The organism is Congregibacter brevis, assembly GCF_045689245.1.
GTDB lineage: Bacteria > Pseudomonadota > Gammaproteobacteria > Pseudomonadales > Halieaceae > Congregibacter > Congregibacter brevis.
Genome location: NZ_CP136865.1, coordinates 3034615 through 3055751 on the forward strand (window position 1 = coordinate 3034615; position 21137 = coordinate 3055751).

The 21137-nt window shown below is 54.0% G+C and carries 17 protein-coding genes; 6 read left to right on the forward strand and 11 right to left on the reverse strand.

The annotated features are described in order from the left end of the window. The first annotated feature begins 158 nt into the window (after positions 1-158). A complete protein-coding gene (locus R0137_RS13475; protein WP_407326925.1) occupies positions 159-1754 on the forward strand; it encodes a tetratricopeptide repeat protein in 1596 nt (531 codons plus the stop codon). A gap of 51 nt (positions 1755-1805) precedes the next feature. Next, positions 1806-3149, forward strand: a complete 1344-nt coding sequence (locus R0137_RS13480) for an alkaline phosphatase PhoX (protein WP_407326926.1) — start codon at positions 1806-1808, stop codon at positions 3147-3149. Here the strand turns inward: R0137_RS13480 and R0137_RS13485 are convergent. The 5 genes from R0137_RS13485 to guaB form a co-directional block, all read right to left on the reverse strand. Beyond that, positions 3144-4001 (reverse strand): septation protein IspZ, encoded by an 858-nt coding sequence (locus R0137_RS13485; protein ID WP_407326927.1) that lies wholly within the window; start codon positions 3999-4001, stop codon positions 3144-3146. The two genes, R0137_RS13480 and R0137_RS13485, sit on opposite strands and share 6 nt — an antisense overlap. A 315-nt stretch (positions 4002-4316) precedes the next feature. Then, on the reverse strand, positions 4317-4697 hold the full coding sequence (locus R0137_RS13490; protein ID WP_407326928.1) for a hypothetical protein: 381 nt from the start codon (positions 4695-4697) through the stop codon (positions 4317-4319). 94 nt (positions 4698-4791) lie between these two features. Next, positions 4792-5256 (reverse strand): tyrosine-type recombinase/integrase, encoded by a 465-nt coding sequence (locus R0137_RS13495; RefSeq protein ID WP_407326929.1) that lies wholly within the window; start codon positions 5254-5256, stop codon positions 4792-4794. Positions 5257-5769: 513 nt separating this feature from the next. Further along, positions 5770-7344, reverse strand: coding sequence for a glutamine-hydrolyzing GMP synthase (gene guaA, locus R0137_RS13500; RefSeq protein ID WP_407326930.1), 1575 nt, complete (start codon positions 7342-7344; stop codon positions 5770-5772). Between the two features lie 71 nt (positions 7345-7415). Next, a complete protein-coding gene (guaB, locus tag R0137_RS13505; protein WP_407326931.1) occupies positions 7416-8888 on the reverse strand; it encodes an IMP dehydrogenase in 1473 nt (490 codons plus the stop codon). Between the two features lie 113 nt (positions 8889-9001). On the opposite strand from guaB, the gene xseA reads away from it, so the two are divergent. Further along, positions 9002-10372, forward strand: a complete 1371-nt coding sequence (xseA, locus tag R0137_RS13510; RefSeq protein WP_407326932.1) for an exodeoxyribonuclease VII large subunit — start codon at positions 9002-9004, stop codon at positions 10370-10372. A 36-nt stretch (positions 10373-10408) separates the two neighbouring features. Here the strand turns inward: xseA and R0137_RS13515 are convergent, their stop codons facing one another. Next, entirely contained in the window at positions 10409-11056 is a 648-nt protein-coding gene (locus tag R0137_RS13515) for a Crp/Fnr family transcriptional regulator (protein ID WP_407326933.1), read from the reverse strand. Positions 11057-11265: 209 nt separating this feature from the next. Between R0137_RS13515 and R0137_RS13520 the strand changes: the two genes are divergently transcribed. From R0137_RS13520 to R0137_RS13530, 3 genes are read left to right on the forward strand one after another with little or no spacing between them, the layout of a single operon-like run. Further along, positions 11266-12756 (forward strand): adenylate/guanylate cyclase domain-containing protein, encoded by a 1491-nt coding sequence (locus R0137_RS13520; protein WP_407326934.1) that lies wholly within the window; start codon positions 11266-11268, stop codon positions 12754-12756. After that, positions 12753-13139, forward strand: coding sequence for a response regulator (locus R0137_RS13525; RefSeq protein ID WP_407326935.1), 387 nt, complete (start codon positions 12753-12755; stop codon positions 13137-13139). Before R0137_RS13520 ends, R0137_RS13525 begins: the two co-directional genes overlap by 4 nt. After that, entirely contained in the window at positions 13136-14662 is a 1527-nt protein-coding gene (locus tag R0137_RS13530) for an ATP-binding protein (protein ID WP_407326936.1), read from the forward strand. The genes R0137_RS13525 and R0137_RS13530 overlap by 4 nt, the downstream gene beginning before the upstream one ends. Here the strand turns inward: R0137_RS13530 and R0137_RS13535 are convergent. From R0137_RS13535 to thrC, 5 genes are all read right to left on the reverse strand, one after another. Beyond that, entirely contained in the window at positions 14619-15191 is a 573-nt protein-coding gene (locus R0137_RS13535; protein ID WP_407326937.1) for a hypothetical protein, read from the reverse strand. The genes R0137_RS13530 and R0137_RS13535 overlap by 44 nt on opposite strands. A 57-nt stretch (positions 15192-15248) precedes the next feature. Then, positions 15249-16748, reverse strand: a complete 1500-nt coding sequence (lysS, locus tag R0137_RS13540; RefSeq protein ID WP_407326938.1) for a lysine--tRNA ligase — start codon at positions 16746-16748, stop codon at positions 15249-15251. Between the two features lie 100 nt (positions 16749-16848). Then, a protein-coding gene (gene prfB / locus R0137_RS13545; RefSeq protein WP_407326939.1) for a peptide chain release factor 2 occupies positions 16849-17947 on the reverse strand; the annotation gives its coding sequence in 2 pieces (ribosomal slippage) (positions 16849-17871 and positions 17873-17947; 1098 coding nt in all). A 61-nt stretch (positions 17948-18008) separates the two neighbouring features. Then, positions 18009-19739: a single-stranded-DNA-specific exonuclease RecJ gene (recJ, locus tag R0137_RS13550; RefSeq protein WP_407326940.1), complete on the reverse strand. Its 1731-nt coding sequence runs from the start codon at positions 19737-19739 to the stop codon at positions 18009-18011. After that, positions 19740-21137 (reverse strand): threonine synthase, encoded by a 1398-nt coding sequence (gene thrC, locus R0137_RS13555; RefSeq protein ID WP_407326941.1) that lies wholly within the window; start codon positions 21135-21137, stop codon positions 19740-19742.

The following is a 21137-nucleotide window of genomic DNA, read 5'->3' on the forward strand; positions in this document are numbered from 1 at the left end:
CCTAAAAATTAGAGGGTTTTGTATCACGAGGAATCTTGGCAACACAAGAGCAAGCTTGAATCTCCGCAGCTAAGAGCATGTCTCTTGTTGATCGGCCTCAACAGAGGTAGCTTTACACGCATTGATTCCTCACAAGAGTAACGGAAGGTCACAGCCCAATGACAAGTCTATCAGTCGCTATTTCCCGACTTCGAACAATAGCTCTGATCGTGGGCATTGTGGGGGTCAACAGTCTGGTCTCCGCCTGCGGAGGGTCGCCAAGAGAACCAGGCATCCCGTACATTCCAGAGGCCCTTGGGCCCTATACATGGCCCATCAGTACCGGCAGTGAAGAAGCGCAAGCGTACTTTAATCAGGGCATGCAGCTGCGCTATGGGTATAGCATGAGCGAAGCGGCACGCTCTATGGCAGAAGCTCGAAGCATAGACCCGAATTGCGCTATCTGTTTTTGGGGGGAGGCCTTTGCTCTTGGATCCTTCCTCAATCAACCCATGACAGAAGAAAACGCGCCGTTAGCGCATGAGGCTATAACAAAGGCGGCGGCGCTTAAAGATAGGGCCTCCGCCGTTGAAGCCGCACTGATTGATGCGGCAGTCGTAAGGTACCCCGCTAAGTATGACCCTGATGGCAGGCGCAGCGTTGACGAAGCCTTTGCGAGCGCTATGGCTGAGGTCTACGCCCAGTTTCCAGATCATACGGAAGTCACCACGGTCTACAGCATCGCCCTGTTTCTTCTAGAAGATCGACGAGGCTACCGCGATCTTACGGACCCCGACCTGCAAAAACTCCACGGCTTACTCAAAAGCGTGATTGCTAAAGACCACGCGCACCCTGGCGCCTGCCATCTTTACATTCACGCGACGGAGTCCACCTCGCAGCCTGAACTCGGTCTACCCTGTGCCGAGACTCTGGGGAGCGCAGTACCGGGCGCTAGTCATATTCAACATATGCCCTCGCACGCCTGGAATGAAGTGGGTCTGTGGCGCAGATCTGTAGACGCGAATCTAAGGGCCTGGCAAGCCGATAGAGCCGCGCTTAACGACGCGGGCTTCTCCTATGGCCCTTCGCACAATCTGCACATGCTGGTTTTCGCCTCGTCTTTTGACGGTCAGAGCACAATAGCCGTTCAAGCAGGCGATGACTACGAGACAGAAACGGGAAACCCGTTATACGCAATGCTGACGCGGGTACGTTTTGGGCGCTACGGCGAGATACTGGAACACGACGCACGACCTGCAGAGAAACGCGATGCTGCCTTTTATGATTTCGCTCGGGGCTATGCTCATCTCCGCCGAGGGGATGTAGCCCGCGCAAAAGAACTGCGCGATAGCGTTCTTAGCTACGCAGAGAACACCAGCGATCGTTTTCGATTCCACGACGCTAGCACCCTCTTGGGCGTGCTCGGCAACCTTTTGGCGGGTGAGATACTTATCAGCGAAGGCGACAGCGCTGGCGCGCTAGAGGCTTTCCAAACGGCCGTTAGCCTCGAGGACTCCCTGGGCTACGACGAGCCAGAACCCCTCCCCTTTGCCGCACGACATTGGTTAGGGGCCGCTTTATTAGAATCTGGCGCCTATACCGAGGCAGAGCTGGCCTATCGGACGGAACTTGCCAACCACCCGCACAACGGTTGGTCGCTGTTTGGCTTGCAGCAAGCGCTCTCCGCGCAAGACAAGATTGATCCGAAGGTCGATTTAGACTTGGCTGCCAGCTGGGCCCGCTCCGCTGTGGAGTTAAAGTCGTCGCGTTTTTAACTTATCACGGGAACCAAGAGCCACAGTGACAAACGATACAAGGACATACACGTGAAGCGACGGGGCTTTTTATTGGCTACAAGCAGCTTATTGGCAACGGGCAGCGCGTTCACCGCCCTCGCTGTGAGCGGCTGCATGGCAAATGATGATTGGGTGGATGAGGAAGCCGATGCTGTGGGTTACGGCCCTTTGGAGAAAGACCCAAAAGGCCTGTTAGATCTGCCACCGGGTTTCAGTTACCGCACCCTCTCAAGCCTAGGTGACCCCATGACGGATGGAGGTACGGTGCCGGATAAAGCCGACGGCATGGGGTGCTTCAGTCTCGGACAGGACGAACTCATACTCGTACGCAACCACGAACTATTGCCTTCTGACGAAGCCGGGGGAAACATTGCACTCGGCTTTGGAACTCACAATGGTGCGATATTGCCTGGCGGCACTACACATGTCGTTTTGGACGCGCAAACACTCACGGTACAACGTCAATACAGGTCTCTGGGGGGCACTATCCGCAACTGTTCCGGAGGTGTGACGCCTTGGAACAGTTGGCTCAGCTGCGAGGAAGCTCCCACGGGTCCGGGGCAGCGCTACGGCGATGGCTTGGTGAAAAACCACGGTTGGGTGTTCGAGGTGCCCGCAAACGCAGGCGGCCTCGTTGACCCCATACCCCTTACGGCAATGGGTCGATTCAATCATGAAGCCGCCTGCGTCGATCCCAGCACAGGTATTGTGTATCTCACCGAGGATAGAGACGACGGTGTGCTGTACCGGTTTGTACCTGCCACGCCCGGCAAACTCATTAATGGTGGCCGTTTGCAAGCCATGCGCGTTAACGCATTGCCAGACACCCGTAACTGGGCAAGCGCTGACATGATCGTGGGACAGCAGCATGAAGTTAGCTGGGTTGATCTAGATAACGTCGAAGCGCCCCAAGATGACCTCAGGCATCGCGCCGTCGCAGCGGGAGCGAGCCTAGTCGCTCGCGGCGAAGGCATTCATATGGGCGACGGGGAGATGTATGCCTGTTCGACGAGTGGCGGTGCAAAAGAGCTGGGGCAGATATTCAAGTTGACTCCGGGACGCGGCGACGAGCCAGACCAGCTCGAGCTCTTCTTTGAGAGCCGGTCTAAGAAGCAGTTTAACTATGGGGACAATCTGGTAGTCGCGCCAAATGGGCACCTGATTTTGTGCGAGGACCAGTACACACTGATAGTCAACAACCATCTGAGAGGCATTACGCCGGAAGGAAAGGCTTACAAGCTGGGCCGCCTGGGCATTCAAACAGAGCTGGCGGGCGCTTGTTTTTCACCCGACGGAAAGTGGTTATTTGTAAATGCGTACTCCCCTACCCGAACACTTGCGATTACAGGCCCTTGGGATAAAGGCCTGTCATAACTGATCCGCCGACGCATCGGCACCCTTGCGTGACCAAAAATACACGGCATAGGCCAGGCCTATCGACAAGGGTGTATCGACAAACGTGGTGTATGTCAGCCACGTGTCTTCGCTGAAAAGCGTTGCCACCAGATAGTTAGCTCCGGCCATAGACAAGCCGAGCACCCCAAGACCCACGGCCATGCGACCGGTATCAATGGTCTCTGGCATGTACCGCTGCATTCTCGCCCCAAAATACTTGCCACCGCGAATCGCACCATCGGCAAAGAACAGTAGCGCGGTAAGCACTCCCAGGATCGTGCTTTTCATCTGAACCATAAAGTCGCTTTGAAACGCTAGTGAAAACAATGCAGACACCAGAAGCATCACCGTCCCAAACACCGCAAATCCACCCAAAAGATCAACCCGGACAAAGCGTTGCGCGGCAACAAGAGCCAATCCCGCACCTGCACCGATAAGCGCCGCGAGAGTGAGATTGCCGGTAAACTTCCCCACAAAAAAGAACAAAGCTCCGAGTGCAAGGTCGGCGTAAACAGAATATTTGTTGCGCTGCCAGCGGGCCACAGCGGCTTGCGCGAGCTCAGAGTCCTGGGTAGGCAGGGCACTCAAAAGCCGTGATTTTTCGGCAAAGTGGATGCTCTTGTTCGGATGGCTGGCGTACACAGGCTCGCCGTCGATGGCCACCTCAATGCCCAACGACAACCAACTGATATAGCCCACCTCTACACGAAGCTCTGAGTCTTTGCCTTGATCTGAGAAAGACACCCTATGCACGGGGTTGCTGTAGCCGGCAGCAAAAAGTAGCGCTTTAGTGTCTTTAAGCTCACCATCGATGAACAGGCGAGATTCCATCTCCCGGACCCCCACGATTGCTTCGACCAGACACGACCTACCTTTGTGAGTGAAGGATCTTTGATAAGTCCAGATACTCATAACGTTCGGCTCTCACAATCATAAGATAGCTCAGGGGTTGAACCGAACTACCACAGCTTATCCTTAAGCTATTCCCACTCCATAGTCACATCCATGTAGGCTAATGTTTTTACTGTACTTTTTTTCTTTGTGTAACTTTTGCGTTGCATGTGTGACGCGCTTACTGAGCAAAAAGCGGTAAAAAGTACCTAACATGCCCGCGAAATGCGCAGTGTGTAAGTTCAAGTGGCGAAGCTAGTCTCGCAGATAACAGTCATGCAGCTGCCGTGCTTCATCACCCACAATGCACAACCCTGCATCGTCAAATCTAATAGCTATCTGCACCTCGCCGTTTTCTTCAGCGTCAATTCGAAGCAAACACTCTTCGTCTTGCTCGCTAACCACCTCATATTCAAAAGGACCCATGTCACGCCAGCCGGTTTGTACAAAGAACTCGGCAAACTGAACTGTTCTTTCTGTCGCAGTAAGCCTCATAAACACATCGCCACCGCGTGCCTGCAAAACCTTTTCTCTACTCTCTGCCGATAGCCACAGCGCAAATCGTTCTGTATCAATGTTCCAGTTTCCGTATAGTCTGCTAGCGCAGCTGTCGTTCGAAGCCTGCACTTCAGCCACACATACAAGCGCCAAACTAAGGCACAAAACACTGTAGATTTTCACATCAACAAGCTTCTTTAGAGCCAGCAAAGACGCTCTATCTTAAAGCAGCTCAACCGCCGTCGCCAGCTTGTCGCTGCTTACATCCAGGTACTGCTGTGGCTAGATTTGCGTGTCCTGCTATCTCGCGTATCACATGCACGCTCACGCCTTTGTTTGCCAGTGTTGTCAGCGCTGTTCGCCTGCAGCTATGTGAGCTGGCATTGCTGATGCCTGCGTTTGTAAATAAGCTACGCATCGCGCGTCTAATAGTGTCAGCCGTAAATCCATTTCCGCTTTGGGTTCGCAATAGCTGTATTTGCCGCTTGTCACCTAAACCTTGTTCTGCAATGTAGTCTTGCAATGCCTTGCGTAGCCGCTTGTTGAAGTACACGACGCGCTCACGCTGCCCTTTCGTTTGCTCTTTCGCTAAGTAAACCTGTTCGTTCAACTCACCGTTTTCATCAACAACATTCCCTATCCTTAGCGCTGCTATCTCAATCGCACGCATACCTGCGTACAAATCAAGCATCATCATCAACACGTTACGCCTTGCGTTCCGTGTATTTGCAGCCGCCCAGCTGTTACCGTGTGCCTCTCAGCAGTAATACCACCTAAGCCTATCTCTGTTACTTCAGTTTTTCTGCGCCGCAATTAAGCATCGATGCCTTCATCAACTGTCATCCCGTACTGTTTCTTACCTAGCGCTCTATCACGTTCAAGCTGACGCCAAAGCTCTCGTGCTCTTTCTTCAGCAACAGCCGCTATCTCAGTTCGTAAGCTTCGCCGCCAATACTTTTTTTTTCCAAGTACACACGCATCTGCCAGTAGCCTTACCGCGTGCACAGCAAAGCTTCAGTACCTTCTAATACGCGTTCATCTGCTCTAAACGTATTCTTCTTACGCACACTCGTCCTCCACAACAGCAACTGTCGTGTGTAACTTTATGTGCAGGTTGGATTTGTGTCTGCTAACGACAGCGGAATTTTGCGTAAGTGAAAGTTTGGTTTAACTTTAATTTAGATATAAATCAATAGTTTACGTAATTCTTCTATTCCCACTCAATAGTTGCCGGCGGTTTCGAGCTCACATCATAGGTGACGCGAGACACCCCGGTGATTTCATTGATAATGCGGTTGGAGACTTTCTCTAATAACTCATAGGGCAAATGCGCCCACCGCGCAGTCATGAAGTCCACGGTCTCCACCGCCCGCAGCGCAATAACATACTCGTAGCGCCGGGCGTCTCCCACAACGCCAACCGACTTCACCGGCAAAAACACCGCAAAAGCCTGACTGGTTTTTTCATACCAACCAGAGGCGTGCAGCTCCGCAATAAAAATCGCATCGGCACGACGGAGAATCTCCGCATAATCATGTTTAACCTCGCCAAGGATCCGTACGCCTAGACCGGGCCCAGGAAAGGGATGACGGAAAACCATGTCACGCGGTAAGCCGAGCTCAAGACCGATGCGGCGCACTTCGTCCTTGAACAACTCTCGCAGGGGCTCAACGAGTTCAAGCGCCATGTCGTCGGGCAAACCACCGACATTATGGTGAGACTTGATGACATGCGCCTTGCCGGTTTTAGCACCGGCCGACTCAATAACATCGGGATAGATGGTTCCCTGGGCGAGCCAACGAACACCTTCAATCTTGGAGGACTCTTCATCAAAGACTTCGATAAACGTGTTACCAATAATCTTGCGCTTTTGCTCGGGATCACTGACCCCTGCCAAGCGCTCAAGGAACAAATTCTCCGAATCGCTTCGAATGACCTTTACACCCATATTCCGGGCAAACATCTCCATAACCTGATCACCTTCATGCAGACGCAACAGGCCGTTATCGACAAAAACACAGGTGAGCTGATCGCCTATGGCGCGATGCAAGAGCGCGGCAACTACCGAAGAGTCGACGCCTCCGGACAGGCCAAGGAGCACATGGTCATTGCCTACCGTCTCTTTAACACGCGCGATGGCATCCTCAACAATACGTGCTGGCGTCCACAAGGCCTCGCAACCACAGATCTCTATGACAAAGCGCTCAAGAATCCGCGTGCCCTGCAGGGTATGCGTCACCTCGGGATGAAACTGAATACCAAACCACGGCTGCTCTGCATGGGCCATCGCCGCGATCGGGCAAGAATCCGTAGAGGCAACGCATCGAAAGTCAGTAGGCAAAGCCGTGACTTTGTCGCCATGGCTCATCCAAACATCGAGTAAGCCATCTCCGTGATCCGTCATGTGATCGCGAATATCGTGTAAAAGCGCGTTGTCACCTGCGCTACGAATTTGAGCGTAGCCAAACTCGCTGGTCTCTGAACCTTGTACCTCACCGCCCAACTGCGCCGCCATGGTCTGCATCCCATAGCAGATGCCTAGGAGCGGCCATTCACCGCCAAAAAGACACTGCGGCGCCCGCGGAGAGCTCGCTGCAGTGACCGACTCCGGACCGCCGGACAATATCACTCCACTGGGAGCAAACTCGCGCAGCTCTTCTTCGCTGATATCCCAGGCTCGAATCTCGGAATAAACACCCACCTCGCGTACACGCCGCGCTATCAACTGAGTGTACTGGGAACCAAAATCCAGAATGAGAATTCGGCTGGCGTGAATATCGGTCATACGCAGATTCGCTGTTTACAAAGGATTAGCAAAACGGGACACGGCCAAAAACAGCGCCCCTTGGTCCGAAACTAGCTAACGGGATAATTAGGCGCTTCTTTAGTGATCGACACGTCATGTACATGGGACTCCGACATGCCCGCGGAAGTAACCCGAACAAACTTAGGCCTGCTCCGCATGGTCTCTATGTCAGGGCTACCGGTATACCCCATCGACGAGCGAACGCCTCCCATGAGCTGATGAATAATCGCAGTCGCAGAACCCTTGTAAGGCACCCTACCCTCGATACCCTCGGGAACCAGTTTCTCAGCGCCCTTGCTGGCATCTTGAAAGTACCGATCCGATGAGCCCTGCGTCGACGCCATTGCGCCAAGGGATCCCATGCCTCTATAGGACTTGTAGGTACGGCCCTGATATAGCTCTACCTCACCCGGCGCCTCTTCGGTCCCCGCCAGCATGCTTCCCATCATGACCGCATGGGCACCAGCTGCGATGGCCTTGGCGATATCACCAGAAAAACGAATGCCGCCATCAGCTATCACTGGAATGTCGTGGGTGTCCTTCAAAGCCGCCACGGCCTCAGCAATAGCAGTAACTTGCGGAACACCTATGCCCGTTACGATCCGAGTGGTACATATAGACCCAGGTCCAATGCCTACTTTCACTGCATCCGCTCCCGCCTCGGCGAGAGCTACGGCGGCCTCGCCCGTGGCAATGTTGCCTCCAATAATCTGAACACCCGGGTAGTCGGCTTTAATCATGCGCACGCGCTGCAAGACGTTACGCGAGTGACCGTGCGCAGTATCAACGACCAACACATCAACGCCTGCTTCTATAAGGGCCGCAACTCTTTCTTCGGTGTCGGCACTGGTGCCCACTGATGCGCCAACCCTCAAGCGACCGTAGCTGTCTTTGCAGGCACGGGGGTAATTTTCAGCTTTATCAAAATCCTTTACGGTGATCATGCCGCGAAGATCAAAGTTCTCGTCGACGACGAGTATCTTCTCGATACGGTGCTGATGGAGCAGGCGTTGTACTTCTCCTGAATCTGCGCCCTCGTTCACCGTGACCAGCTTTTCCCGCGGCGTCATCAACGAGGCGACGGTTTTGTCCATCTCGGTCTCAAAGCGCATATCGCGCCGAGTCACGATACCTACAAGATCGTCCCCTGCCAGAACCGGTACGCCAGAGATACCGTTAGTCGAAGTAAGCTCAATGAGCTGAGCAAGTGTGGCGTCTTGCTGAATCGTAATTGGGTCCTTTACGACGCCGCTCTCGTACTTCTTTACCCTCAGAACTTCTGCAGCTTGCTCGGCGATACTCATACTTTTATGGATAATGCCTATGCCGCCTTCCTGCGCCATAGCGATCGCAAGCCGTGCCTCGGTAACGGTGTCCATTGCAGCGGACACCAGAGGCAAATTCAGGCTAATCTCACGGGTAAGACGTGTTTGTAGTGAGACATCCGTAGCGACCACCTCAGAATACCCAGGCAGTAGGAGAACATCGTCGAAAGTCAGCGCTTCCTGTTCGATACGCAACATGTTGGTTCCTCCAGACGCCATTTGGTCGAGTAAACTCACTATTATAAAACGTTAGGACCCGCGGCGTAATACCGCAGACGCCCGCAAACGCAATTAGTTATAGGAAGCACAACATGGCGATCACAGCGGCTGAGACTGACATCCTCTCCCCAAGCCAACTAAACCGGCAGGCGCGCAGCCTGCTGGAGAGCCACTTCAGCTTCGTTTGGGTAGAAGGCGAGCTATCAAACTTTGCACGCCCCTCCTCCGGGCACTGGTACTTCACGCTAAAGGACGACAAGGCGCAAGTACGCTGCGCAATGTTCAAAAACTACAATCAGCGCTTACGCTTCAGCCCAAACAACGGAGATCAGGTGCGCTTGCGAGCACGAGTATCTCTTTACGAGGGCCGTGGCGAGTTCCAGCTCATAGGGGAGTTTCTCGAGCCCGCGGGGGCTGGCGCACTTCAAGCACGCTTTGAAGCCCTGCGAGATCAGCTCCGGCATGAGGGCCTCTTTGACGCTAGCAAGAAAAAGCCTCTACCACAATCTGTTGTCCACCTAGCAGTCATCACTTCGCCGACCGGTGCCGCCTTGCAGGACATATTGCATGTGCTCGCGCGACGAAACCCGGCTATTCGTGTTTCCATATTGCCCGTGCCTGTTCAGGGCGAAGGTGCTGCAGCGAAAATCGTCGAAGCACTCAATGATGCCAATGAATACGCCAAACACCGTGGTGACTGCGACTTCGATGCCGTGATCTTAGCCCGCGGAGGTGGTTCTCTGGAGGATCTCTGGGCCTTTAACGACGAGGCTTTGGCCCGCGCAATCGTTGCCAGCGAGCTTCCCGTCGTATCGGGCGTCGGTCATGAAGTCGATGTCACCATTGCTGATTTTGCAGCGGATGTAAGAGCACCTACGCCAAGCGCAGCCGCGGAGCTGCTCAGCGAAGATCGTGAAGAGCTGCTGGCGCAACTGGAGCTATCGCGTAAGCGATTGAGCAGAGCGATCCAGCACCGCTTGGAGCGGGCACGACTTGCCCTCGAAAGCCAAAGAGCCAGGCTCAAGCACCCGGGAGACCGACTCAGGGAGCAGTCCCAGCGACTCGACGAGCTAGAGAATCGTCTTCAGCGAGCTATCAAACAGCGCCTGGACCAATTGCAAAGAGAACAGCTGCTGCGCAGTGAGCGTCTATTGGCCCGATCCCCCACCCGTCGCATCGCTCTGAGCAGGGAACATATCGAACGGCAAGTTATAGCCCTCGAAACGGCCATGGGACAAAAGCTTGCATGGCACCGACAAGCTCTTGAGCGAAGAGAGCAGGTTCTGCGCAGCCTCAATCCTCTCGCTATTCTTGAGCGCGGCTACGCCATACTCAGCGATGATCAGGGGGCAGTCGTCAAAAACAGTAGTGAAGTCGCGACAGAGCAAACACTCAACGCGCGCCTAGCGGCGGGGAGCCTAAAGCTGCGCGTCGAAGAAACCACGAATGAACTGGGTGATTAACCGGAGATACCGCCGAGAAACGGCTAAGCCCCGTTATCAATACTTGGCAGGCAACCGCGTGTTGATGATGATGTGGCGGCCCTCAAAGCGAATGTACTCGCCAATCGTCAAATCCTTGAGGATACGAGCCACCATCTCTCTGGAGGCTCCCACGCGATCAGCAATGTCCTGCTGAGTAAGCTTTTCACCGATGTATAGCGTGCCGTCACCTCGCTCTTCAGATAGATCCATGAGCACGTTTGCCACACGACCGTAGACATCCTGCAGCGCCAGGCTCTTCACATCGGCTGTGAGCTTACGCACACGCGACGCCAGGTTAGCGATGAGCTTTCGCGAGATGCTCGGGTGCGCCTCGAGCACTCTATTAAAGTCTTCTTTATAAATTATGCAGAAATTGCATTTCTCGACCGTTCTCACCGAGGCGGAGCGGGTGGAATCGTCTAAAAGCGCAAGCTCACCAAAGTAGTCACCCTCACCTTGAGTGTTCATGATGAACTCTTTGCCGTTCTTATCGCTGCAATAGACTTTGACCTTGCCTGCCTCAATGACAAACAAAGAGTCCGCGGGGTCATTCTCATGAATCACCACGGTATTTTTAGGAAAAGATCTACTCGTACTGCTCGCCGCTAATGCCGCGAGTTCGTCGTCCGAAAGACCCTGAAAAATTTCTACCTTTTGCAACATGGAGTACGCTTAGGCCACCCGTGTTTGTCTGCTTTCGCGATTGGCTTATGTTACCTCAAATTTTCCGCTGCGCGCATCCACTTCTGTAAAGACTCTGTGGTCGACTTCGCTTCCCCGACAATCACCCCTGTCGCTATACTCAGCAGCACACGAACAGCAGTTGTAGCGATACGTCCAAAAGTGACTGCAAACAAGCGAGAAGCAGAAGATTGAGTGATAGCGACACAGTTAGCGAAGTTGGAGCGATGGAGACGGCGGTCCAGTCCGCAGTTTCCGCGCACAGCATTCGCGTAGTTTTGCAATCAGCGGTCATCGAAGTGTCCGCCCTCTCGTTGTCTGACCTGCCTGATCTTGATGAAGAAGCCCAGGAAGATTGGTCAGCGCTTTCCGCCTGCGCCGCGAATATAGCACCGCTCCTCGAGCAGGAAACCGAAGACACCCATGAGCTGCGAAATCTCGCCGGCGCATTGCGCGGTTACGCAGAGATGCTTAGTGAGAGCGTTCCCTCACCAAACGCGGCCCTAGCGAGCGCCATTGAAAGAGTCCTCGAGGGTACTGCAGAGCCCGCTCTCTCAGGCACTGCAGGGGATGCGGAAGCCGTACAGCAAATTGCGCAGATCACCGGCGATCCAGGTTTTATTCTCGCCGTGGACGATCGAGAAGAGAACCGCGCACTGCTGGCACGGTACCTCACACGCAGCGGCCATTTTGTGGTCACGGCACCCAGCGGTGAAGAAGCACTAGAGATGCTCTCCAACGCTGATGTTGACGTTGTCCTCCTTGATCGCATGATGCCCGGTATGGATGGCCGGGAAGTTCTCAGACGTATAAAAGCCGAACCCACGCTCCGCGCCACACCGGTCATCATGATTTCCGGTGAGCAGGACATGCAGGGCATTATCGAATGTATTGAAGCTGGCGCAGATGACTACCTTTTTAAACCCTTCAATCCCGTCTTACTTCAAGCCCGCATCAAAGCCGGCATCGAGCGCAAGCAGTGGCATGATCGAGAACAGCTCTATCGAGATCAGTTGGAACGCAACGAGCGATTTATTCGCGCCACCTTTGGGCGCTATCTTTCCGATGACATCGTTACGGAAATTCTCGAGCGCCCCGAAGGCCTTGAGTTGGGAGGCGACCTGCGGGAAGTAACAATCATGATGTCCGACATTCGTGGTTTTACCACCATGAGTGAACAGCTGCCGCCGGACCGGGTGGTCAGCATGCTCAATCGCTATCTCGGGGCAATGACCGACATCATTCTGGAATACGGCGGCACCATCGACGAATTTCTCGGTGACGCTATTCTTGCGGTGTTTGGCGCACCGAGACGCCACGATGATGACCCTGACCGTGCGGCACGCTGTGCCTTGGCCATGCAAGCCGCCATGGAAGAAATCAACTGTGCCAATCGCAAGGACGGACTTCCCGAGTTAGCCATGGGAATCGCGCTGAACACCGGTAACGTCATCGCAGGCAACATAGGATCAGAGCGACGCAGCAAATACGGCTTTGTGGGCCACGCCATGAATGTGACGTCGCGTATAGAGGACGTCGCCCAACGCGGCGAAATCCTCATCGCTGAGTCTACCCGGAATGCTCTCGGCGCCGCCTACGCCCTTGGAGAGAGCCGCGATGTGCAGGCGCCCGGTATCGACGAAGTGTTAGTCGTTCACCCCCTTGAGCATGAACTGCCATGAGCAACCCTCGCCTCCTCTTGGTCGAGGACAACGAACTGAATCGCGACATGCTAAGTCGCAGGCTCAAACGTGCAGGCTTTGATGCGCTCATAGCAGAGGACGGCGCCAAGGCTTTGGACCGCATAGAATCCGAAAAGCCCGACCTGGTGTTGTTGGACATGAATCTGCCTGTTGTTGACGGTTGGACCGTATGCAAACGCGTCCGAGCCAACAGCGAAGTTGCGAAAACGCCTATCATTGCCCTCACCGCTCATGCCATGCCAGAGGATCGAGATAAGGCGTTGGCAGCCGGGTGCGATGACTACGCAACCAAGCCCATCGACTTCCCTGCGCTGCTGGAGAAAATTCGCCGACTTCTCGAGACGCGAGGTCCTGCATTATGAGTCTTCGCCGCCGCTTAACGCTCTCGCTATTCACGATTCTGATCCTGTTTGCTATCAACGTTGGCACGCACTTTTGGGGCAGCTACGCGCGGAGCGAAAGTATGGTCGCTTATCGACAGGCCGTTACAGCGGGACAGCTCTCGGGGGAGTTAGCCAAACAATTGGAAGATCAGCGCCAAAAGATCCTCGTACTCTCTACATTAAGAGAAAACACAGATGACCGTCTGGCAGAGGAAGATCTTCGCAGCGCCTTGAGCGGCATTGCCGCTACCCGCAGCACCGTAGAAGCTCTGGGAGGCATGGGCAGTGACGTTACTGCTCTGCAGTTCAATCTACTGCGGGAGAGCAGCACACGGCTTCTGAGTAGCTGGGGCGACTTTTACGAGAACTACAACGACGCCACTTGGCGCTCAGATGTCGATGACCCTATTCCCTACCTTGAGGCTAGCCAGCGCTTAAAAGAGCTGGAACAACGCCAGGCATTCATCGCAGTACAAAGAGCCAACGTGATCGACCGGACCATTGCTCTTACAGACAGAATCACCGTGCTGGGATTTATCGCCTCAATTTTCCTAACCGCGACACTAGGATTCTTTCTGGTCCGCTACACAAACGACAACCTGAAGCGCTTTAAACGCGGCACCCAGCGTCTTGGGGCGGGAGAGCTGGACTACCGCATCGATGACATTGACGATGACGGTGAGCTCGGTGATCTTGCGACTGCCTTTAACAGCATGTCAGACAAACTTCGGCGCGCAATCGACGAAGAGAAAGATGCCAAGCTCAGTGCGGATGAAGCGAATGCGGCCAAGTCCCGCTTCTTGGCCAACGTTAGCCACGAACTGCGAACTCCCCTCAATGCGATCATCGGCTATAGCGAGATGCTCCACGATGAATTGGATGACGAAACTCCCGTAGACCGGGAACAGTATCAAAGCGACCTCGACAAGATTGTTTTATCGGGCCGCCAGCTGTTGGCATTGATCGACGACATTCTGGATCTCTCCAAGATTGAAACAGGCAAGATGACGCTGGTTCGGGAAGAGTTTCACCCCGGCGAGGCACTGACCATGGCTGTGGACGCACTAGCACCCCTACTGCGTAGAAACGGCAACGTGCTTGAGTGTGATGACTTCGACGAACTCCCCCTTATCCAAAACGACGCGGTGAAGTTTCGGCAGATAGTGGTGAACCTCCTTAGCAACGCCGCGAAGTTCACAGAGCAAGGCGTTATCCGTGTAAAGGCATCCTTCATGGAGTCCGCTCAGGAGCTAAACATCGCAGTTAGTGATACCGGAATAGGCATGACAGAAGAGCAGCAGGCTCTGGTCTTTGAAGCCTTTGTGCAGGCCGACGATGCGACCAGCAATACCTATGGTGGCACAGGCCTGGGCCTCGCTATATGCCGGGATTTCTGCGAGCTAATGGGGGGTACGATATCTGTTGAAAGCCGCCCCGGCGAAGGATCAACCTTTACACTTAGTCTTCCGGTTGACCCAGCGTCAGTTCCCGAAGCCGCTTGAGCGCTTGCTCTCGTTTATCGAGATCCTCCTGCAACATACCGGTCCTGCTTTCTAAATCCCATATATGACGTTCCATGAGAACGAAAGATTCAAGAGCCTGCTGCATGATGACGATACTATGATGCTTGTGACCTTCGGGTTCGCGGGACTGTAAATCCGTGTAAGCACGAAGTGCAGCATCCACATCATAGAAAGGGCTGCTCGGCAGCATACTTACATAAGCAATAGCAAGATCACCTTCCCATTGCGCAAGCGGTAACTGCTCGAGTCGCTGATAACGCTGAAAGTACTGAACCGCTTCTATGTACTCTCCATCTGCGAGGGTTTCCATTCCCCGCTCCAAAAACGTCCGATCATTTTCATCGGGCGCCTGGCATATGCAGTTATCTGCCTCCTCAGGAAGATTCAGCGTTAGCTTAACGTCCTCCGGGGAGCGCTGCTCGGGTAGAGCCTCTGGCTCGGGAGGAGCGCTCGCACAGGCGGTCATCAAAAGTGCGGCTAAGGCGAAGAAAAATGGCTTCTGTAACATGGCCTTGTAATCGCTAAGGTGTCTGGGCCGAGTGTAGCACCCGTAAAGGCTTAATCATCACTCGGGCCGCATATGAGGGAACAACAGAACATCGCGAATAGATGGCGAATCTGTCAACAACATCACCAGCCGGTCAATGCCTATACCTTCACCAGCCGTCGGAGGCATACCGTATTCCAGGGCGCGAACATAATCAGCATCAAAGTGCATGGCCTCTTCGTCCCCAGCATCCTTCTGCTCAACTTGCTCTTTAAATCGCTGAGCCTGATCTTCAGCATCATTGAGCTCGCTAAAGCCATTGGCGAGCTCCCTACCGGCGACAAAAAACTCGAAACGATCGGTCACGAAGGGATCGTCATCGTTTCGCCGCGCCAGGGGTGAAACCTCCGTCGGATAGGCGGTAATAAATGTCGGTTGCTCCAGCTTATGCTCAGCAGTCTTCTCAAAAATCTCGATTTGAATCTTGCCCAAGCCCCAGGCCTTGTTGACCTCGATACCGAGACCCTCTGCAACATCCACGGCTTTGTCCATTCCGTCGATATCCGTCGCACTCAACGTCGGGTTGTGAGCAAGGATCGCTTCGATAACCGTCATCCGCGCAAAAGGCTTCGAGAAATCAAACTCTTGCCCTTGGTACGTCACCAGCTGAGATCCCAACACCTCCTCAGTCAAACCCCGAAGCATGGTTTCGGTGAGATCCATAGCATCGCGATAATCCGCATAGGCCCAGTAGTACTCGAGCATGGTGAATTCTGGGTTATGCCGCGTAGAGAGTCCTTCGTTGCGAAAATTGCGATTAATCTCGTAAACCCGCTCAAAGCCGCCCACAGTGAGACGCTTGAGATACAGCTCCGGCGCTATGCGTAGATACATAGTGAGATCAAGCGCATTGTGGTGAGTCACAAACGGCTTTGCCGCTGCACCCCCTGGAATGGGCTGCATCATGGGCGTCTCGACTTCCATGAAGGCTCGACTGTCCATGAAGTTGCGAATGTAGCTAATCACCCGGGAGCGAATACGGAAGACTTCCCTCGAGCGCTCATTAACAATGAGATCTACATAACGCTGACGGTAGCGAAGCTCTTGATCCGCCAAACCATGATATTTATCAGGCAAAGGGCGAAGCGCCTTCGTCAGCAAGCGAGATTCGCGCATATTGATGTACAGATCGCCTTTACCCGACCTATGCAGAGGTCCTCGAGCCGCAACGATGTCACCCAGGTCCCAACTCTTGATACCGGCGAGAGTCGCCTCATCCAAGGCCTTGCGATCCACATACAGCTGGATCTGTCCTTCACCATCCTGAATTAGCAAAAAAGCGCCGCGATTACGAATTAAACGCCCCGCTACCGCGAACTCTTCATTACGTTCCTCAAGCACTGCCTTTTCTTCATGCTCGAAATCCGTTTGTAGCTGCGCGGCCGTGGCCGTACGACGAAAGTCGTTAGGGAAAGGGTTGCCCTGTTCTCTCAAGCTCCTAAGCTTGCCGCGTCGTTCAGCAATTAGTTTGTTTTCATCTTCGGCAGTGCGAGGCGCGTTACCGTCATGTTCACTCATAATGTGTTTCCTGGGCTCTGTGCCCTTTACCGGTTACAGCCCGTGCAAGCTGACCACCCACCTTCAAACTACCTACAACCCACCTACAAACCACCTACAACTACAGACCGCTTTTCAGCGACGCCTCGATAAACTGATCTATATCGCCGTCGAGCACCGCCTGGGTGTTACTGGTTTCAACGTTAGTACGTAGGTCTTTGATTCGGGAAGCATCCAGCACATAGCTACGGATTTGACTGCCCCAGCCGATATCCGCTTTGTTGTCTTCCATGATCTGTTTTTCTTCGTTGCGCTTAAGGATCTCCATTTCGTAAAGCTTCCCGCGCAAGAGCTTCATGGCGTTATCCCGATTTTGATGCTGGGAGCGCTCGGTCTGACATTGCACGACGATCCCCGATGGATTATGAGTGAGACGCACGGCGGAATCGGTCTTGTTCACGTGCTGACCACCCGCCCCACTGGCGCGATAAGTATCAACGCGAAGATCTGCTGGATTGATTTCAATCTCGATGTTGTCGTCAATCTCCGGCGCCACAAACACAGACGCGAAGGACGTATGACGTCTGTTGCCTGAGTCAAACGGTGATTTGCGCACCAAACGATGTACCCCAGTCTCGGTGCGTAACCAGCCGAATGCATACTCGCCCGTGAATTTAATCGTCGCACTTTTTATTCCCGCAACGTCGCCGCCAGATGCTTCGATGAGTTCCGTGGAGAATCCGCGGGACTCCCCCCAACGGAGATACATGCGAAGGAGAATCTCAGCCCAATCCTGCGCCTCCGTGCCACCGGAGCCTGATTGGATATCCAGGAAGGCGTTGTTCCCGTCCATCTCGCCATTGAACATCCGGCGAAATTCAAGCTGCTCGAGAACCTTCACCAAAGCCTGAATGTCTTGCTCGAGTTCTGCGACCGCTGCTTCGTCGTCTTCTTCTGACGCCATTTCTAACAGATCAAGGGAGTCCGCTGCACCAGTATCCAATGCATCGATGGAGTTCACGATGGCTTCTAGAGACGAACGCTCCCGACCAAGGTCTTGAGCTCGCTCCGGGTTATCCCAAACGCTGGGCTCAGCCAGCTCGAGTTCTACTTCCGAGAGACGCTCTCGACGTTGATCAACGTCAAAGGTACCCCCTAAGCACGTCAGTACGCACCTCGATATCCTTGAGACTTTGAATAAGGGGATTGATTTCCAACATTGGAATAGCCTGTCAAAAAAAGGCCGCCATTCTACCCTAGCAGGGGCCTAAAGAGACATCCTCAGACGGCTTCGATTTGCTCAACGAGTAACTGCAGACGTCGCTCACCGCGAAACTGGTTAACATCCAGCCGATAGGCGAGCTGGACTTGTTTTACCGAGCTGTCGGGCCAAACATCCGTATCCACACCAAAGGCAATCGCGTCCAAAGCGGCGCCGTCACCCGGCTTAGCCAGGCTCATTTTGAGATGTCGCTCGCCAACAATGCGTTGAGATCGAAGCTCAAAAACACCGTCAAACAAGGGTTCAGGAAACATCTGACCCCAGGGTCCCGCATTACGCAATAACTCTGCAGTAGAAAGATCAAAATCTGTAGGAGTGAGTTCTCCGTCGCTTTCCAACACAGGCTCAAGGGAAAGCCCGCCAGCGCTTTGCACAGCATCGGTAAATGCTTCAGCAAACTGATCAAAATGCGCTTCCTTCAGGGACAGGCCTGCCGCCATAGCATGCCCACCAAATCGATCGATCAAGCCAGGATGACTTGTGGCGACAACATCCAGGAGGTCGCGAAGATGCATACCCGGGATACCACGTCCGGAGCCTTTGAGTTCACCGTCACCACTACCGGCAAAGGCGATAACCGGGCGATGAAAACGATCTTTAATACGCGACGCCAAAATACCTACCACGCCTTGATGCCAATGGGGGTCATGGAGAATCAGGGCGGCCGGGAGGTCAGTTTCTTTGAGACTCAGCTTATCGAGCGCCGCGAGCGCCTCTTGCTCCATCCCGCGCTCGATCCGCTGACGCTCTCTGTTCATGCCATCCAGCTGCAGCGCAATGCTGCGAGCATGAGCGGGGTCCTCTGACAGCAGACACTCGATACCCAACGACATATCGTCCAGACGTCCGGCTGCATTTAGCCTGGGTCCGGCGGCAAAGCCCAAATCACTGGCAACAACGGTCATAGGGTCCCTGCCGGCCACGCTCAGCAAGGCGTCGATTCCCGGCCGCGCTCGTCCGCTGCGCATGCGCGACAGTCCGCCCTCGATTAGTATTCGGTTGTTATGATCCAGTGGAACGACATCCGCCACCGTTCCTAAGGCCACCAGATCCAAAAAAGATCCGAGATGCGGCTCCTCCAAATCCTTACGGGCAAACCAGTCTTGATCGCGAAGTCGTGTTCGCAGTGCCAAGAGAAGGTAGAACATCACCCCTACTCCGGCTAAGGCCTTGCTGGGGAATTCACAGCCCTTCTGATTGGGGTTAACAATTGCCGAAGCGTCGGGTAGCTCCTCGCCAGGTAAGTGATGGTCGGTGATCAACACCTCAATGCCCGCTGCATTTGCCGCAGCGACACCGTCGATTGACGAAATGCCATTGTCCACAGTAATGATCAGGTCAGGTTTGCGCTCGGCACCGAGGGCAACGATGCCCGGAGTCAGCCCGTAACCAAACTCAAAACGATTCGGTACGAGGTAATCCACATGTTGTGCGCCAAACTGGCGGAGTGCCTTGATAGCCAGCGCCGTACTCGTGGCACCGTCTGCATCAAAGTCTCCGACAATCAGTATGCGCTCGTCACTCTCAAGTGCTTGTTGCAAACGTTCGGTAGCGGCGGGGAGGCCCTTCAACAATGACGGTGGAAGCAGCGCGGAAAAGGCCAGATCCAGATCAGCGGACTCGCTTACGCCTCGCGCTGTGAAAATCCGAGCAAGGAGGGCTGGCAACTCTTTGAGCGCCTCGGCGTGTTTGCTATCGCGTCGGCGGATGCTACGAAGGCGACGAGCCAACTAAGCGCCCAAATGCTCGGACATAAAGCGTTGTACCGCTGCAATATCGTTTGTCAGCACGTCAAAGTGCTCATCAAGCTCAAACAAGCCTGCTAGGTGAAGCGGCAAGTGTGCAGTAGTTCCAACCGACGCTTGTCCTATAGCGTCAGGAAACTTAGCGGGATGGGCTGTTGCGAGAGTCACCCAGGGCAGCTCGGCCTTTTCCTTAGCACTTAGGGCCGCCGCGTAACCAATGGCACTGTGAGGATCCAGCAGATAACCCGTTTTGTCCCATACCTCACTAATGCAAGCTAGTGTCTGTGCATCATCGACGCGATGACTGGCAAACATCATGCGAGCATTAGCCATGGCGCCTTCCGAGAGTGCTATATCGCCGTCATCAAAAGCGGCCATTAGATCTGCAATAGCGCCGCCATCTCGGTCATAGAGATCGAACATCAGGCGCTCAAAATTGCTCGATACGGAGATATCCATACTGGGCGACAGTGTGTGTTCCAAGGTTTGCCGAGCATAATCACCACTCGTAAGAAGTCGGTGAAGCACGTCATTTCGATTGGTAGCGATCATGAGTTGCGCCACTGGCAAGCCCATTTTGGATGCAAGATACCCTGCAAAAATGTCGCCAAAGTTGCCCGTAGGCACCGAATAAGCTGCAGCGCGATGCGGCGCACCAAGAGCTAAGCCGGCGTAAAAATAGTAGACAATCTGAGCCATGATGCGCGCCCAGTTAATTGAATTTACAGCAACGAGACTCCGCCCGTCGGGAAGAAAACTCTGGTCGCGAAAGCTCGCCTTCACCATAGCCTGACAGTCGTCAAAGTTACCCTCTAAGGCGAGATTATGAATCGTGGGCCCACTTAAGGTAGTCATCTGACGACGCTGCACCTCAGACACTCTCTGGTGAGGGTGCAGAATGAAAATATCGATATTGTCACAGCGCTGACAGCCGGCGATAGCGGCAGAACCCGTATCCCCCGATGTAGCACCCATAATGACGACTTTTTCACCGCGGCGCTTAAGGATGGTGTCGAGCAATCTGCCCAAGAGCTGCAAAGCGAAGTCTTTGAAGGCCAAAGTCGGGCCATGAAAAAGCTCAAGAACCCACTGATTGTGATCAAGTTGTACTAAAGGTGCGACCGCGGAATGCCTAAACACGGCATAGGTCTCGTCAATAATTGACTGTAGCTCTTCGCTTTCGAACGCCCCTTCGACGAACGGGAGCAGAATCCGATGGGCTAGGGACGGATAGTCAAGAGACGCCATCTCTTCGAGTTCCGAAACGGTAAAACTGGGAAGGCTCTCGGGAACATACAGCCCTCCGTCGCTCGCCAAACCGGTCAGCAACACTTCTTCGAAACTGAGTGTAGGTGCGGTGCCTCGGGTACTGATATAACGCAC